Here is a 16,011-nt window from a genome sequence, read left to right on the forward strand (position 1 = left end):
TGCCGGCAGGAAAACCCCCGCCGTTTGCCGATGGGCGCCTTGCTGGTGGAGCGCAGGCGGGCCGCCCGCGCCCCAAGACTTCATGCGGGCGGGCCGCCCGCGCCCCAAGACCCGTGCTCCAAGGATCGTCACAGAGGGCCCTGCGGTTGCTTGCCGCCCCGCCGCCAGCCGTGATAGCGGGCCAGCCAGGCCAGCAGTCGCTGCGGGGCGTGGGCCTTCTTCCACTCGCCGGCGGCGTACTTGTTGGCCTCGCTCAGGGTGGGGTAGATGTGGATGGTGGCCAGCAGCTTGTTGAGCCCCAGATGGTGGCGCATGGCCAGCACGTATTCCGCCAGCAGCTCGCCGGCATGCTCGCCCACTATGGTCACCCCCAGTATCCGGTCCTTGCCCGGCACCGTCAGCACCTTGATAAAGCCGTGATCGGCGCCGTCGGCAATGGCCCTGTCCAGATCGTCCAGCCCGAAGCGGGTCACCTCACAGGCGATGCCCCTGTCCCTGGCCTCGGCCTCGGACAGGCCGACCCGGGCCACCTCCGGATCCACGAAGGTGCACCAGGGGATCACCGAGTAGTCCACCTTGAAGCGTTTGAACTGGCCGAACAGGGCGTTGACGCTGGCATACCAGGCCATGTGGGCGGCGGTGTGGGTGAACTGGTAGCCCCCGGCCACGTCGCCGGCGGCGTAGATGTTGGGGTAGAGGGTTTCCAGGTAGTCGTTGGTTTCGAGCTTGCGCTCGGTATCGATACCCAGTTGCTCCAGGCCGTAGCCGGTCAGCCGGGGGCGGCGGCCCAGGGCGATCAGCAGATCGTCGAAGGGCAGCGCCACTTCCCGGTCGTGATGGCGGGCGATCAGCCGCTTGCCCTGGTCGTCCTGCTCCAGCCGCAGCGGCTGGTGGCCGGTCAGCACGGCGATGCCGTCCTGGGTGAGGGATTCCTTGACCAGATCGCTCACTTCCTGGTCTTCCTTCGGCATCAGCCGGGGGTTGCGCTGCATCAGGGTCACCTCCGATCCCAGCCGGGCCAGGGCCTGGGCCAGCTCGCAGCCGATGGGGCCGCCGCCCAGCACCAGCAGCCGGCGGGGCGGGCTGTCCCGCTCCGCCAGGGCCTGCCACAGGGTGTCGCTGGTGAGATAGCCCACCTCTTCCAGCCCCGGCAGCTCGGGCACCAGGGGCTCGGCCCCGGCGGCGATGATAACGGAGCGGGCGCTCAGCCGGCGGCGGCCGCCGTCGTTGAGACTCACCTCCACCGTCCAGGGATCGAGCAGGCGGCCATGGCCCTGCAGTACCTCCACCCCCAGGGCGGTGTAGCGCTCCACGCTGTCGTGGGGCGCGACCTTTTTGATGATCTCCTGCACCCGCGCCATCACCCGCTTGAAGCTGAACTCGGGCTGGGTGGCACAGAGGCCGTAGCGGTCGGCGTGGCGCATCTGGTGGGCCAGCCTGGCGCTGCGGATCAGTGCCTTGCTCGGCACGCAGCCGGTGTTGAGGCAGTCGCCGCCCATCTTGCCCGCCTCGATCAGGGTGACCCTGGCCCTGACGGTGGCGGCGATATAGGCGCTGACCAGGCCGGCGGCGCCGGCGCCGATCACGATGAGGTTGCGATCAAACTGGCGGGTTTTTTGCCAGCCCTTATAGACCCGGCGGCGCTGTATCAGGCGCACCAGGCTACGGGCCAGCAGCGGAAAGATGCCGAGCAGGGCGAAGGACAGCCACAGGGCGGGGGAGAGGATGCCGCCGAGCGAGTCGAGGGCGGCGAGCTGGGTACCGGCGTTCACATACACCAGGGTGCCGGGCAGCATGCCGAGCTGGCTCACCCAGTAGAAGCGGCGGGCGGGAAAGGGAGTGAGCCCCATCAGCAGGTTGATCAGGAAAAAGGGGAACACCGGCACCAGCCGCAGGGTAAAGAGGTAAAAGGCGCCGTCCCTGGCAATGCCGTCATTGACTGCCTTGAGCCGGTCGCCGAACCGCTGCTGCACCTGGTCGCGCAGCAGGAAGCGGGCCACCAGCATGGCCAGGGTGGCGCCCAGGCTGGAGGCGAAGGACACCAGCACCAGCCCCTGCCAGAGGCCGAACAGGGCGCCGGCGGCCAGGGTCATGATGGCGGCGCCGGGCAGGGACAGGGCTGCCACCAGCACATAGAGCAGGAAGAAACCGGCGGCGGTAAGCCAGGGCGCCTGGCCGCGCAGGGCGGCGAATTCCGCCTGGTGCCGCTTGAGCGCCTCCAGGGTCAGCCACTCGTGGCCGCCCAGGGCGAAGAAGAGCAGGGCGAGCGTCAGTAACACCAGCAGCAGGATAAGCTTTTTCATTTGGGCTCCTTGCGCTGGCGCCAGGGCTGGGTCAGCAGGCGGTCCAGCCTGAGTTCGGCCGGATCCTGGAACTCGTTCAGTCCTATGGTCATGCGCCGGTGGCCCGCTTCGGGCTGGGCCCGGTAGGTGCCCAGCAGGCGATCCCACCAGGGCAGGTTGAAGCCGAAGTTGCTGTTGGTTTCCCGCGGGATCACCGAGTGGTGCACCCGATGCATGTCCGGGGTGACCAGCAACAGCCGCAACCAGGCATCGAGCCGGGGCGGCAGCCGGACATTGCCGTGGTTGAACATGGAGGAGGCGTTGAGCAGCACCTCGAACAGCAGCACCGACAGCGGCGGCGCCCCCAGCAGGATGACGATGCCCAGCTTGATCCCCATCGACAGCAGTATCTCCAGCGGGTGAAAACGCAATCCGGTGGTGACGTCGATGTCCGGATCGCTGTGGTGCAGGCGGTGCAGCCGCCACAGCCAGGGCAGGGCGTGGAACAACCGGTGCTGCAGGTAGATGAGGAAGTCCAGCACCAGCAGGGAGAACGGCAGGGTAAGCCAGAACGGCAGCGGCCACAGCTGGAACAGTCCCCAGCCGCGCTGCTCTGCCAGCAGGGCCCCGCCCACGGCGGCGAGCGGAAACAGCAGCCGCAGCAGCAGGGTATTGATGGCCACCAGCAGCAGGTTGGCCGGCCAGCGGCGACGGCGTGGATAGCGCCGGCTGCGGCGCGGGGCGAGCACTTCCCACAGCATCATCAGCAGCAAGATGCCGGCGAAGGCGGCCAGCCGGAGCAGGGGTTCCTGGGTGAGTACATCGTCCGGCATCGGGGCCTCGTCAGCGATCGAACAGGGCGGCGCCCAGCCACTGGGAGGGCAGCCAGAACAGATCGTCGGGCTCGTCGATGTCGCGCAGGCACTCGCCCTGATAGAAGCTCCAGCCGAGTTCGCGGATGCGCGCCCGGGTGAGTTCGGCGACCCGGTCGGTGCTCCAGGGAATGTCCTCGAACAATCGGGGGGAGAAACGGCGCAGGCCGAGCAGGGCGTAGCCGCCGTCGCAGGTGGGGTGGAACATCGCTTCGCATTGGCCGAGGCGGTGGGCGGCCGCCTGCAGCAGGGCGGGGTTGAGGTGCGGGCAGTCGGTGCCTATCAGCAGTAGCTGCGGGTTTTGTTGCAGGCCGCGCCGGGCCGCCCGGGCCATGCGCTGCCCCAGGTCGCCCTCGCCCTGGTCGCTGAGCTCGATATGGGCGGGCAGGGCCAGCTCGCTCCAGGGCGGACGGTCCGGCGCCGGGCTGGCGCACAGCTCCACCGGGCCGAGGGCCGCGGCCCGGCAATGGGCCAGGGTCGACATCAGCATGCGCCGGGCCAGGCGCGCCGCGCCCTCGGGCCCCAATGCCGGGATCAGCCGGGTCTTGGCCAGGCCGGCCAGGGGGGCCTTGGCGAACACGATGATGCGGGTGCTCATCGGTAGGCCCTCGCCAGCAGGGCCGGGTCGGCGCCCCGCCAGTAGGCGAAGCGCAGTCGCCACATCAGCCATATGGTGCGAAACAGCCCCCGGCTTTCCCAGCGCCGGCCTGAGGTGTGCGCCTTCAGCCGGAGGCAGGCCGGCGGCCCCAGCCGCTTCAATCGCTTGCTGAGCTCGATATCCTCCATCAGCGGTTGCTCGGGAAAGCCGCCGATGGCCTCGAAGCTGCTCCGGCGCACGAAGATGGCCTGATCGCCGGTGGCGATGCCGGTCAGCCGGGAGCGCAGGTTGATAAGCGCGGCCACCAGCTTCAGCAGGGGATGGCGGCCGGAAATGGTGATGTCGAAGCGGCCCCAGTGCCGGCGGGACAGGGCCTGCTCCACCGCCGACAGGGCCCCGGGCGGCAGTCGGGTGTCGGCGTGCAGGAACAGCAACAGCTCCCCCCGGGCCAGGGCGGCGCCGGCGTTCATCTGCCGGGCGCGGCCGGGGGCGCTGGTGACGACCTTGGCACCGGCCCAGCGAGCCAGGGCAACGGACAGGTCGTGGCTGCCGCCGTCCACCAGGATCACCTCGGTCTGGCCGCCCTCAAGCGGCAGCGCGGCCAGGGTATGGGGCAGGACGGCGGCTTCGTTCAACACCGGCATAATGATCGACATCGTCATGACGGCTCCTTGTGCAGGGCGCCGCCGCAGCTGCTGCCCTGGCCGGCGGTGCAGCCGTAGCAGTGCTCGGCCACCCGGATGGGCTGGCCGTCCAGCTCGCGGCCCAGCAGATCGCGCAGGTGCGGGCGGCCCGCGCCGGGCAGGCGCAGCCCCAGTTGCTGGTTGAAATCGCAGTCGTACAAATACCCCTGCCAGTCCACGCTCACCAGGTTGCGGCACATCAGCCCGGGCAGGTTGGCGGCAGAGAAGTTTTCCTTCAGCAGGCGCAGGTAGTCGTGGAACTGGCGCTTGCTGAGCAGGTAGTCGCCGAAGCGTTTGATCGGCATGTTGGCCAGGGCGAACAGCCGGTTGAAGCGGATGCCGAAGTGCTCCCCCAGCTCGCGCTTGTAGTCGGCTTCCAGCGCCGCTTGGGGCGGCGGCAGGCTGGGGCCCTGGGGATTGTAGACAAGGTTGAGCTCAAGCCCCGAGCCGGGCTGGCCGTACCCCAGCCGGTTGAGTGCCTGCAGGGCGAGGATGCTTTTGTCGAAGGTGCCCTTGCCCCGCTGCTTGTCGACGTTGTCCACCGAATAACAGGGCAGGGAGGCCACCACCTCCACCCCCTGTCCGGCCAGGAATTCGGCCAGATCGTCCTGGCCCGGCTCGAACAGTATGGTGAGGTTGCAGCGATCGATCACCTTCACCCCCTGGGCGCGGGCGGCACGCACCAGCGCCCGGAAGCCCGGATGCAGCTCGGGGGCGCCGCCGGTGAGATCCAGGGTCGGGAGCCCACGGGCCCGCAGCACCTCGGGGATCAGCGCCAGGTTGTCCTCGTCCATCATCTCGGTACGGTGGGGGCCGGCGGCCACGTGGCAGTGCACGCACTTCATGTTGCACTTGTAGCCCAGGTTCACCTGCAGGGTATCGAGCCGGTGGCGGCGGATGGCCGGAAAGTCGGTCAGATCCAGCAACGGCAGGGTGTCTCTCATGGCGGTTCTCCACGGATGGCAAGGGATAAGCTAACGTCGTGCCAGGGGGGCTGATTGTTACAACCGATTCGATTCCGTTTCGTCTAAAGCTTATACCCGGCGCGCGGCAAAGATCTTTCAGGCGGAATGCACGGCAGGCTCATTGTTCGGGCTCCTGCTGCTGCGGGTTGTCGTTGTCGGGACGATCGGCGTAGCGCCTGGCTATCCGGCGGATCACCGGCAATTGCTGCTCGAAGTTGCGGCAGCCCTTGCACATCAGGGTGTGCAGCTTCAGTGCCAGCTTTTCGCCGGCGGCCAGGGGCCTGTCCTGGCTCTCCGACATCAGTTGGGTGGCTTGTCGACAATTCAGCATGAGCAGTCTCCTTGCAGTTGCCATTTGTTTTCCAGGCATTCGCGCAGGCGCAGGCGGGCGCGGTACAGCAGCACATTGAGGTTGCTGACCGTGAGTTCAAGCTCGTGGCATATTTCGCTGCTTTCCAGATTTATAAACTCCCGCATCATAAACACCCGCCCCTGGTTGGCGGGCAGATGCTCCAGGCAGAACTCGAAAATCGTCCAGAACTGCTCGTCCTCGAAGCTGGCTTCGGGGGAGCTCCAGCGGACGGGCATTTCTTCCCGGTGCCAACGGCCGCTCCGGTTGAACAGCAGCGCTTCCGGATCCTGCTCTTCATCGCCGCCCAGGCTGGACACCGCGATCAGCCGCTGGTTCTTGCGAATGATGTCGGCAATTTTGTTGCGCAGTATGGCGAACACCCAGTTCTTGTAGGCGGCCTGGCCCTTGAAGGAGTCGGCGTACTTGAGGGCGCCGAGCAGGGCCTCCTGCACCGCGTCCTCCGCCAGGTGGGCATCCTTGAGCTGCAGCCTGGCAAAGCGGAGCATCTGCCGGCGCAGTGCCTCGGATAACAGCTCGGGACGGGCGGCGTGCTGTCCGTCCCGGCTCATTTCATGTCGTTGGGGCATGGGGCCTCTTTATGCAGGCTGTGATGAGTGTGAGTAGACTGTAGCCCCAAAAAACCGGGTGTTCAGCCTTGCCCATCTTCTGATGGTGAGTCGTTTTGCCGGCACTATTCTTACACTGGTTCGAAAATATTTTTTAACGGCTGTAATCACAGCGGTGTTCGGCCGACTGTAACCGGGTATGAGTACAGGGATGATCGCAACCGGCTCGGCCTTATCCTGTAGGCGCCCGTTTACGTGGCGCAAACCTGCAAAGGAGAGGCGCGCGGAAATTGGGCGCCGTATTCCCCGGTTTGTGCCGGCTTGTGCCGGCTAAAGCGGCACCTACAGCGGCACCTACAGCGACGGCTACGCAGGGATAGCGTGGCCCAAGTTTTAAACCATAGCGTCTTGGAACCAACGAGGTCTGCCCATGAGCCAATACCATGTTTTTACCCCCGAGCACGCCATCGACTACGCCCGCCGGCACGGCCCCGGCTTCGACACCGGCGCCCGGCTGTCGGCGGCGGAGGTGGGCGACGGCAACCTCAACCAGGTGTTCCGGGTGGTGGATGACGCCCGCGGGCGCAGTGTTATCGTCAAGCAGGCGCTGCCCTACATCCGCTGCGTGGGCGAGTCCTGGCCCCTGACCCGGGAGCGGGCCAGGATAGAGGCGGGGGTGCTGCGGCGCCATGGCGAGCATTGCCCCGAGCACACGGTGGCGCTGCTGCACCAGGACGCCGGGCTGTCGGTGCTGATGCTGGAGGATCTGTCGGCGTGGCGGCTGTGGCGACAGGCCCTGATGGCGGGCGAGGCGCCGGCGGAAACGGCGGACCGGCTGGGGCATTACCTGGCACGGGTGCTCTATCACGGCTCCGATTTTCACCTGGCATCCATAGCCAAGCGGGCCGAGATGGTGCTGTTCAGCAACCCGGAGCTGTGCGCCGCCACCGAAACGGTGTTCTTCGACGACCCTTATCACGACCATCCGCGCAACCAGATCGCGCCCGCCCTGCGCCCCCTGGCCGAGCAGCTGTGGCGGGACGGCCCCCTCAAACGCCGGGTGGCGGCGCTCAAGCACCGCTTTCTGTGCGATGCCCAGGCCCTGCTGCACGGCGACCTGCACACCGGCTCGGTGTTCGTGACCGAGGGCGGGCTCAAGGTGTTCGACGCCGAATTCGGCTGTTACGGCCCCATGGGCTTCGATCTGGGCTCGGCCATCGGCAACCTGCTGCTCAACCACTGCGGCCAGCCCGGCCTGCACCCGGGGGAAAAGGGGCGGGCAGAGCAGCGGCGGCGGCGGGAGGAGGTGCAGACCCTGTGGCGGCGGTTCCACGACGACTTCACCGCCCTGGCGGCGGGCTGCGCGGATCCGGCCCTGGCCGAGCCGGGCTATGTGGCCGACTTTCTGGCCCGGGTGTGGCGGGACAGCCTGGGCTATGCGGGCACCGAGCTTATCCGCCGCACCATCGGCATCGCCCAGGTGGCGGATCTGAACGGCATCGAGGAGGAGGAGACGCGGCTCGCCTGCCAGCGCACCGCCCTGACCCTGGGGCGGGCGCTGATCCTCGAGGCCGACACCCTGGCCGGCGGCAAGGAGCTGGCAGCGCTGGTGGCGGCGTGCAGACAGCCGTCCGGGGAGAATTAACGAAACCAGCTCATCGGCTGAACAGCAGCCAGGCTCCGCTCAGGACAAAGAGGGCGCCTGCGTTTGAATGGGACAGCGGCCTCGCATTCTGCAAGGCGTGGCAGCAATGCTCCAGAGTCGTTGAATGATCATCTACAATGATAGGCGCATCACGCCAGGATATTCCAAGGACAGATATGACCGCCAACCACCGTTCTTCCCATGAAATCGTAATGGAAACGCTACACTCGGTACGTACCCTGCTCGGCATGGAAGTGGCATTTGTCTCGGTGTTCACGGGTGGGCGGCGCGTCTTTCGTTACGTGGATTCACAAGGGGGCGCCACACCTGTCCGCGTAGGCGCTTCGGATCCTCTGGAAGAAAGCTATTGCCAGCGCGTGGTTGACGGCCGTCTGCCTGAGCTGATCCAGGACGCAACGCAAATCCCTGAGGCACTGACCTTGCCGGCGACGATGGCGTTGCCGGTGGGTGCCCACCTGAGCATCCCGATCCGCTTCAGCGACGGGCAGGTCTACGGCACATTTTGCTGCTTCAGCACCTTTCCCGACAGTACCTTGAATGATCGCGATATCCGGGCGATGCGGCTCTTTGCCGAGATGATTGGCAAGCTCCTGGAGAGGCAGGTAGCCGAGGAAGAAGCCTGCAACCAACTCGTCACTCGCCTTCGAGCCGTGATCGATGAGGAGCTTTTCAGTATGGTCTACCAGCCGATTATCCGTGTCGACCAGCACAAGGTCGTCGGCTACGAGGCGCTGGCGCGGTTTTCGGCAGAACCGGTGCGCTCGCCCGACCAATGGTTCAATGAAGCCGCAGAGGTCGGTCTCCAGGAAGAATTGGAGTTGGCTGTGATCAAGAAGGCATTGCAGGGGTTGGCCCATCTCCCCGAAGATACCTACCTCTCACTCAATGTCTCGCCGGAAACCCTTCTGAAGGGATCCGTCGCGTCCGTTTTGGAGGGATATCCCTTCGAGCGCTTGATGTTGGAAGTCACTGAACATGTGTCCGTCACCGACTATTCCTTGATCGCTACTGTACTCGTGCCCATGCGGCAACGGGGCTTGCGCTTGGCGGTAGACGACGCCGGCGCCGGGTTCGCCAGTTTCCGCCACATTCTCAAATTGCAGCCGGACGTGATCAAACTCGATGTGAGCCTGATCCGGAGAATCGACACCGATACAGGGTGCCGCGCTTTTACCGCTGCCATCGTTCGGTTTGCCGAGGAGACGGGCAGCAAGGTTGTTGCAGAAGGGGTCGAAACTGACGCTGAGCTCAACGCTTTGCGCAAGCTAAAGGTCAATAAGGCGCAGGGGTATCTGTTGGGACGCCCCACGCCAATCGAAGCGTTGCTGTTCTGAGAGCGTAATAGGAGGCCCCCTTAATCCTTCCCAGCGCCTAAGGTGGCCGGGCTCAAGGCGGTGGCGGCGTTGATCAACGACAGTTTCACCACCACCCTGGGCCGGGCCCCGTTCATCTCGTTCAGCACCTTCCTGGCCCTGCTGCGGCCCACCGCCGAACAAATGCGCAAGGAACTGGATTTGCTGCCTTAGAGCACCGATCAGTTTAAAACGTGAGCAGTACGATGTTTTACCTGTAGGCGCCCGTTTACGTGGCGCAAACCTGCCAACGGCGTGGGGTGTGGAAATTGGGCGCCGTCTTCCCGTCGGCTGAAGCGACGGCTACAGCGGCACAAATCGGCAGCTACGCAGAGCCGGGCTGCCTGATTTTTAAACTATACGGTGCCTTAGGAGGCAAGGCGATGACCTGGTTGATGCTGATAACGGGATTGCTGCTGCTGATCCTGGGCGCCGATCTCCTGGTGCGGGGGGCGGCCCGGCTGGCCGCCAGCCTGGGGGTGCCGGCCCTGGTGATCGGCCTGACCGTGGTGGCCTTCGGCACCAGCGCGCCGGAGCTGGCGGTGAGCGTCAAGTCCGCCTGGGCCGGCCAGGCGGAGCTGGCCATCGCCAACGTGGTGGGCAGCAACATCTTCAACGTGCTGTTCATCCTCGGCCTGGCGGCGCTGATCTCGCCCCTGGTGGTGTCGAAGCAGCTGATCCGCCAGGATGTGCCCATCATGATACTGGTATCGGTGGTGGCCGTGCTGATGGCCTGGGACGGCACCCTGGGCCGGGGCGAGGCGGTGCTGCTGTTCACCGGCCTGCTCGGCTACACCGCCTTCCTGTTCGTGCAGGGCCGACGGCAGGGCATGGACACGGCGGACGAGGAGGTCGACGAGCTGATACGCCGGCCCGTGCCCGCCTGGCAGAACCTGCTGCTGGTGGCGGGCGGCCTGGTGCTGCTGGTGGCGGGCGCGCGCTGGCTGGTGCAGAGCGCGGTGCAGATCGCCGCGTCTTTCGGGGTGAGCGAGGCGGTGATCGGGCTGACCATCGTCGCCGCCGGTACCTCCCTGCCGGAGGTGATGACCTCGGTGATCGCCACCCTCAAGGGGCAGCGGGATATCGCCATCGGCAACGTGGTGGGCAGCAATGTGTTCAACATCCTGTGCGTGCTCGGCCTCTCTGGCCTGGTCTCGCCGGCGCCGCTGCTGGCCGGTACCCAACTGGCCAGCCTGGACATGCCGGTGATGCTGGGGGTGGCGGTGCTGTGCCTGCCGCTGTTCTTCGTGGGTGCCAGGCTCACCCGCTTCGAAGGGCTGCTCTTCCTCGTCCTGTACCTGGCCTATGTGTGGTACATGGTGGCGCTGACCCTGGCCGCCAGCTACCTGCCCCGGCTCGGCGCGGGCATCGTCTACGGGCTGATCCCGCTGGTGGTGCTCTACGTGGCCGCCACCCTGGGGCGGGATCTGTGGCGCCGACGGCGGGGAGCGGAGCCCGCCGAGGCCCGTGATAACCGAGCACCCTGATCCCTTCTTGCACTATGCGGCGTCATCGTGCCCGCCGGGGCAGGGGGAGGCCACCCTCTACCAGGCCGGCGGGCAGTTCTCGCGGATAAAGATATTGAAGGGGGTGGGCTCCTCCAGCCGCACCTCGGTCTCGGTGCGGTTGAAATGCCGCCCCAGCACCTCCAGTGCCCGCCGTACCTCGGCCTTGGGATCCTGATCGATGATGGCGTCGATAACGCCTTCCCGCAGCATGGCGCGCCGCTCCGGGGTCAGTTCGTGGGTGATGAGCACCACGTGCTGCGCCAGGCCCAGGGTGCGGATGGTGCCGGCGATGGCGGTGTTGCCCGCCGACACGTTGTAGATGCCCCGCACCCCCGGGTGCCGGCGCAGCGCCCGGTAGACGACCTCGCCGGCCCGCGCCTGATCCTCGCCGCTCTCGAGGGAGTCGACGATGGCGCAGGCGGGAAACCGCTCCCGCAGCACGGATCTAAAGCCCATTTCCCGCTCCTCGTGGCCGATGATGCGGTGCATGCCGAGCAGGATCAGCAGCTCCCCGCCCGCCGGGCCGAGAAAACGGCCCATCAGTTCGCCCGCCACCCGGCCGGTCTGCCGGTTGTCGGGCCCCACGTAGGCGATCCGGCCGCTGTCCGGCAGATCGGTCACCAGGGTCAGGATGGGCATGCGCGCCGAGATCCGCCGGAGCGCGTCCGACAGTTGAGGGTCGTCCGGGCAGACCACGATCAGGGCGTCGTAACTTTCCGCTATCTGGTTGATCTTGCGGGTGGTGGCGGCGGCGTCGGTGACCTCGACGTAGTGCAGAAAGCAGTTGATGCGCATGTCCGGCATGGCCGCCGTGATGTCGGTAAAGGCGTCGCGCAGGCCCCGGTAGAAGGGGTTTTTCGGCGACTGCATCACCACCGCCACCCGCAGCACCCTGAGGTAGCCGCGAAACAGCACCCGGTCCAGGTGCAGCCGGTTGGCCCATTCCAGCACCCTGGCTTCCTTGTCGGGTGACACGCCCCCGCGCCGGTTCAGCACCCGGTCCACCGTGCTGAGGCTGACGCCGGCGGCCTCGGCAATCTGGTTCAACGAGGTTTTCCTGTTCATGGCGCTCCTTTTGCTGTCTGAAGGTTTGACGTCAATTCTTGAAGGTTTTCCTTCAAATGACAAGTGGTGAAGGGGGGAGGTATCCCTTAATTTACCAACAAGTCATTAACATCGGACACCAAGGAGCGCGTCGTGTCGAACGAGGAGCATGCAAACAAGCAAGAGGCCAGGATCCGGTTGGGCGTCAGCCCCCTGTCCTGGGTGAACGAGGTGCTGGAGGAGTACGGGCGCGGCACCAGTGCCGACACCTGCCTGGCCCAGGCTGCCGCCGCCGGCTACGCCGGGGTGGAGATGAGCCGCCTGTTCCCGCGCGAGGCGGGGGCCCTGACCGGGCTGCTGGGCGGCCACGGCTTGCGGCTGATCTCCGGCTGGTACAGCGGTTTTCTGGCCGAGCGCGGCGTCGAGGAAGAGCTGGCCGCGGTGCGGGAGCACGCCGCCCTGCTGCGGGACAGCGGCGTCGGCGTCATGGTGTACGGCGAATGCGGCGTCATGGCCGAGCAGGCCCTGGACGTGCCCATGTCCCGCCGCCTGCAGTTGTCGAACGAAGCCATGGCGGCCTATGGCGAGCGGCTGACCCGCTTTGCCGAGCGGCTGCGGCAGGAATACGGCCTGGCCCTGGCCTATCACCATCACCTGATGATGGTGGCGGAAACCCTGCGCGAGGTGCGCACGCTCATGGCCGCCACCGGCCCGGCGGTGGGCCTGCTGCTCGACACCGGCCACGCCGTGGCCGCCGGCTTCGATTACACCTGGCTGCTGGAGGAGTTCGGCCCGCGCATCAACCACATCCACCTCAAGGACGTGCGCGGCGAGGTGCTGGACGCGGTGCGGGAGGGGGATCTGAGCTTCAACGACGCGGTGCGCAACGGCATCTTCACGGTGCCGGGCGACGGCATCATCGACTACGGCCCCCTGGCCCGGTTCCTGGCTGACGGCGGCTATCGCGGCTGGCTGGTGGTGGAGGCCGAGCAGGATCCCGCCAAGGCCCCGCCGGCGCCGACCGTGGCCCGGGCCTTCGACTTCGTTACCCGCAATATATTGCCCCCCGCCCGCTGAGCCGGGCAGTAAAGGAGAAAACAAGATGGCACTCAAACCCCTCAACATCGGCCTGATCGGCTCGGGCTTCATGGGCCAGGCCCATGCCGACGCCTATCGCCGCGCCGCCCTGCTGTACCGCGACCTGCCCCTGGTGCCGGTGCTGCACACCCTGGCCGACGCCGGCCAGGAGCTGGCGGACGCCGCCGCCCGCCGCTTCGGCTTTGCCCATGCCACCGCCGACTGGCGCGCCCTGGTCAAGGATCCGGAGATCGATCTGGTGGACATCACCACCCCCAACGCGATGCACTTCGAGATGGCGATGGCGGCCATCCAGGCCGGCAAGCACGTCTATTGCGAGAAGCCGCTGACGGTGTCGCTGGACGACGCCCGGGCCCTGGCCGAGGCGGCGGAACAGGCCGGGGTCAAGACCATGGTGGCCTTCAACAACATCAAGACCCCGGCGGCGCTGCTGGCCCGCCAGCTGATCGAGCGGGGCGACATTGGCACGCCCACCCGCTTCCGGGGCTGGTTCGACCAGGGCTTCTTCAACGATCCCGACCTGCCCTGGAGCTGGCGCTGCTCGCGCCGTGAGGCCGGCTCCGGCGCCCTGGGCGATCTCGGCTCCCATGTGATCAGCGTGGCCCAGTTCCTGATGGGGCCCATCGACAGCGTGGTGGGGCAGGAGCAGACCTTTATCACCACCCGGCCGGCGCCGGGCGGCGGCTCGGGCTACGGCGCCCGCGCGGAGGACGGCGGCGCCCGGCTGGCGGTGGAAAACGAAGATCAGTTCCAGGCGCTGGTGCACTTCAACAACGGCGCCGGGGGCACCATAGAGGCGTCGCGCATCGCGGCCGGCAAGATCTTCGGCATCAGCTGGGAGGTATCGGGCACCGAAGGCACCATCGTGATGGACGGGGAGCGCTTCAACGAGTTGAAGATCGCCCGCTACCGCGACGCCAAGCACGACCGGGGCTTCAAGACCCTGCTGGCGGGCTCCCAGGTGGAGCAGTTCAACGGTTTCTTCGGCTTCGATTTCGCCGGCGGCGGCCTGGGCTATTTCGATGTAAAGGTGATAGAGGTGTACGACCTGATCCGCGGCATCGCCGGGGAGGGCGACTGCTTCCCCGATTTCCGCTTCGGGCTGGAGAATCAGCAGATCATAGACAGCATGGTGCGTTCCGCTCACACCGGCGCACGAATTCAGGTAGGGAGGGAATGATCATGACACGACTGACAGGCATTGCGCTGCTCGGCGCAGGACGGATGGGACAGGTACACGCCGCCGCCATGGCCGCGGCGGGAGCCCGGCTGGTGGCGGTGTACGACCCCGTCACCCGGGTGGCCGACGCGCTGGCGTCGCGCACCGGGGCGGCGGTGGCGCCCTCGGCGGCGGCGGCGATCCACCACGCCGGGGTGGATGCGGTGGTGATCGCCACCTCGTCGGACACCCATGTGGAGCTGGTGATCGAGGCGGTGAACGCGGGCAAGCCGGTACTGTGCGAGAAGCCGCTGGCCAGCAGCCTGGCAGCCACCAGGCGCTGCATCGCCGCCATCGGCGACCAGGCCGCGCGCCAGGTTTTCCTCGGGTTCAACCGTCGCTTCGACCGGGGCCATGCCGGCCTGCGCGAGGCGGTGCACGCCGGCGACATCGGCCGCCTGGAGCAGCTGACCATCACCAGCCGCGACCCGCTGCCGCCGCCGCTGGAATACGTGCCCCGCTCCGGCGGCCTGTTCCGGGACATGATGATCCACGACTTCGACATGGCGCGGGGCATTCTCCGCCAGGAGCTGGTCAGCGTTACCGCCCATGGCTCTTCCATCGTCGATCCCGAAATCGGCAAGCTGGGCGACATCGATACCGCCAGCGTCACCCTGCTGGCGGAGGACGGCGCCATCGTCACCATCCTCAACTCGCGGCGCTGCGCCTTCGGCTTCGATCAGCGCATCGAGGCCTTCGGCGCCGACGGCATGGTTGTCTCCGACAACCCGCGGCAATCGGGGCTGACCCGCTACCGGCCCGGCTATCCGGGCACCCCGGCGCCGATCCTGGAGTTCTTTATGGAGCGCTACGGCGAGAGCTACGCCGCCGAGATCCGGCTGTTCCTGGACTGCGCCCGCGAGGGCCGGGACATGCCGGTCAACGCCTACGACGGCCTGATGGCGGCCTATCTGGCCGAAGCCGCCACCCTTTCCCTCAAGCTGGGGAAAACCATCCACCTGACCGGCCCCGACCAGGAGTTCGACCATGTCTGATCGCAATCAACGACACGCCGACACGGTGGCGGTGATCACCGGCGGCGCCCAGGGCGTGGGCCTGGCCATCGCCCGGCAACTGGCGGCAGAAGGCTGCCGTCGGCTGGTGCTGGCCGGCCGGGACGCGGCCAAGGGGGAAACGGCGGTGGCGGAGCTGTCCGGGCTGGGCTGCAGCGTGCGTTTCGTGCCGCTGGATCTGCAGGACACCGACGCCTGCCTGGGGCTTATCGACAGCGCCGTGGCCGAGTTCGGCACCGTCACCGCCCTGGTGAACGCCGCCGCCCTGGGGGCCCGCGGCACCCTGGTGGACACCTCGGTGGAACTCTGGGACCAGATGTTCGACACCAATGCCCGGGCGCCCTTCTTCCTGATGCAGGGCTTCGTCCGGCACCGTCTGGCCCAGGGCGGCGGCGGCCATATCGTCAACATACTGTCGAACTGCGCCCACTGCGGCCAGTCCTACCTGGCGCCCTATTCGGGGTCGAAGGGAGCCTTTGCCACCCTCACCAAGAACGTGGCCAACGCCTACCGCTTCGATCGCATTCACTGCAACGCCATACTGCCGGGCTGGATGGACACCCCGGGAGAGGATGCCACCCAGCGCCGCTTTCACGGTGCCACCGACGGTTGGCTGGAACGGGCCGAGGCCGGGCAGCCGATGGGGCAACTGGCCAAGCCGCACCAACTCGCCAAGCTGGCGAGCTACCTGCTGAGCGATGACGCCGGCGTGATGACCGGCGCGCTGATCGACTACGACCAGAACATCCCCGGCGCCTATCCGGAATAAGGCCGGCCGCGCCGCCGTGCGCGG

The 16,011-nt window shown here is 67.0% G+C and carries 16 protein-coding genes; 8 read left to right on the top strand and 8 right to left on the bottom strand.

The features are described 5' to 3' along the window. Positions 1 to 128: 128 nt before the first annotated feature. The 7 genes from AN401_RS07780 to AN401_RS07810 form a co-directional block, all read right to left on the bottom strand. On the bottom strand, positions 129 to 2,303 hold the full coding sequence (locus AN401_RS07780; RefSeq protein ID WP_096779004.1) for an FAD-dependent oxidoreductase: 2,175 nt from the start codon (positions 2,301 to 2,303) through the stop codon (positions 129 to 131). Next, positions 2,300 to 3,115, bottom strand: a complete 816-nt coding sequence (locus tag AN401_RS07785) for a sterol desaturase family protein (RefSeq protein ID WP_096779005.1) — start codon at positions 3,113 to 3,115, stop codon at positions 2,300 to 2,302. Before AN401_RS07785 ends, AN401_RS07780 begins: the two co-directional genes overlap by 4 nt. 10 nt (positions 3,116 to 3,125) lie before the next feature. Then, positions 3,126 to 3,752, bottom strand: coding sequence for a TIGR04282 family arsenosugar biosynthesis glycosyltransferase (locus AN401_RS07790; RefSeq protein ID WP_096779006.1), 627 nt, complete (start codon positions 3,750 to 3,752; stop codon positions 3,126 to 3,128). After that, complete coding sequence (locus AN401_RS07795; protein WP_232513405.1) at positions 3,749 to 4,414, bottom strand: TIGR04283 family arsenosugar biosynthesis glycosyltransferase; 666 nt, start codon at positions 4,412 to 4,414, stop codon at positions 3,749 to 3,751. Before AN401_RS07795 ends, AN401_RS07790 begins: the two co-directional genes overlap by 4 nt. Continuing rightward, the gene (gene arsS / locus AN401_RS07800) at positions 4,411 to 5,379 is read right to left on the bottom strand and encodes an arsenosugar biosynthesis radical SAM (seleno)protein ArsS (RefSeq protein ID WP_096779008.1); all 969 of its coding nucleotides are present in this window, start codon (positions 5,377 to 5,379) and stop codon (positions 4,411 to 4,413) included. The genes AN401_RS07795 and arsS overlap by 4 nt, the downstream gene beginning before the upstream one ends. A 139-nt stretch (positions 5,380 to 5,518) precedes the next feature. Further along, entirely contained in the window at positions 5,519 to 5,731 is a 213-nt protein-coding gene (locus AN401_RS07805; protein ID WP_094040541.1) for a zf-HC2 domain-containing protein, read from the bottom strand. Further along, a complete protein-coding gene (locus AN401_RS07810) occupies positions 5,725 to 6,339 on the bottom strand; it encodes an RNA polymerase factor sigma-70 (protein ID WP_096779009.1) in 615 nt (204 codons plus the stop codon). The genes AN401_RS07805 and AN401_RS07810 overlap by 7 nt, the downstream gene beginning before the upstream one ends. A 409-nt stretch (positions 6,340 to 6,748) precedes the next feature. Here AN401_RS07810 and mtnK point away from each other — a divergent pair, with 409 nt between their 5' ends. The 4 genes from mtnK to AN401_RS07825 all read left to right on the top strand — a co-directional run bounded on the left by mtnK (position 6,749) and on the right by AN401_RS07825 (position 10,823). Next, a complete protein-coding gene (gene mtnK, locus AN401_RS07815) occupies positions 6,749 to 7,963 on the top strand; it encodes an S-methyl-5-thioribose kinase (protein ID WP_096779010.1) in 1,215 nt (404 codons plus the stop codon). A 176-nt stretch (positions 7,964 to 8,139) separates the two neighbouring features. Then, positions 8,140 to 9,318 (top strand): sensor domain-containing phosphodiesterase, encoded by a 1,179-nt coding sequence (locus AN401_RS07820; RefSeq protein WP_198401840.1) that lies wholly within the window; start codon positions 8,140 to 8,142, stop codon positions 9,316 to 9,318. Between the two features lie 42 nt (positions 9,319 to 9,360). Then, positions 9,361 to 9,510, top strand: coding sequence for a hypothetical protein (locus AN401_RS19730; protein WP_157772193.1), 150 nt, complete (start codon positions 9,361 to 9,363; stop codon positions 9,508 to 9,510). Between the two features lie 209 nt (positions 9,511 to 9,719). After that, on the top strand, positions 9,720 to 10,823 hold the full coding sequence (locus tag AN401_RS07825; protein ID WP_096779012.1) for a calcium/sodium antiporter: 1,104 nt from the start codon (positions 9,720 to 9,722) through the stop codon (positions 10,821 to 10,823). A gap of 57 nt (positions 10,824 to 10,880) precedes the next feature. Here the strand turns inward: AN401_RS07825 and AN401_RS07830 are convergent, their stop codons facing one another. Further along, complete coding sequence (locus tag AN401_RS07830; protein WP_096779013.1) at positions 10,881 to 11,909, bottom strand: LacI family DNA-binding transcriptional regulator; 1,029 nt, start codon at positions 11,907 to 11,909, stop codon at positions 10,881 to 10,883. 132 nt (positions 11,910 to 12,041) lie between these two features. Here AN401_RS07830 and iolE point away from each other — a divergent pair, with 132 nt between their 5' ends. From iolE to AN401_RS07850, 4 genes are read left to right on the top strand one after another with little or no spacing between them, the layout of a single operon-like run. Next, on the top strand, positions 12,042 to 12,965 hold the full coding sequence (gene iolE, locus AN401_RS07835; protein ID WP_198401841.1) for a myo-inosose-2 dehydratase: 924 nt from the start codon (positions 12,042 to 12,044) through the stop codon (positions 12,963 to 12,965). A 25-nt stretch (positions 12,966 to 12,990) separates the two neighbouring features. Next, positions 12,991 to 14,166, top strand: a complete 1,176-nt coding sequence (locus AN401_RS07840; protein ID WP_096779014.1) for a Gfo/Idh/MocA family protein — start codon at positions 12,991 to 12,993, stop codon at positions 14,164 to 14,166. A gap of 2 nt (positions 14,167 to 14,168) precedes the next feature. Continuing rightward, a complete protein-coding gene (gene iolG, locus AN401_RS07845) occupies positions 14,169 to 15,200 on the top strand; it encodes an inositol 2-dehydrogenase (protein WP_198401842.1) in 1,032 nt (343 codons plus the stop codon). Then, positions 15,193 to 15,987: an SDR family oxidoreductase gene (locus AN401_RS07850; RefSeq protein ID WP_096779015.1), complete on the top strand. Its 795-nt coding sequence runs from the start codon at positions 15,193 to 15,195 to the stop codon at positions 15,985 to 15,987. Before iolG ends, AN401_RS07850 begins: the two co-directional genes overlap by 8 nt. Positions 15,988 to 16,011: the final 24 nt, after the last annotated feature.

Source organism: Zobellella denitrificans (assembly GCF_002407485.1).
Classification (GTDB): domain Bacteria; phylum Pseudomonadota; class Gammaproteobacteria; order Enterobacterales; family Aeromonadaceae; genus Oceanimonas; species Oceanimonas denitrificans.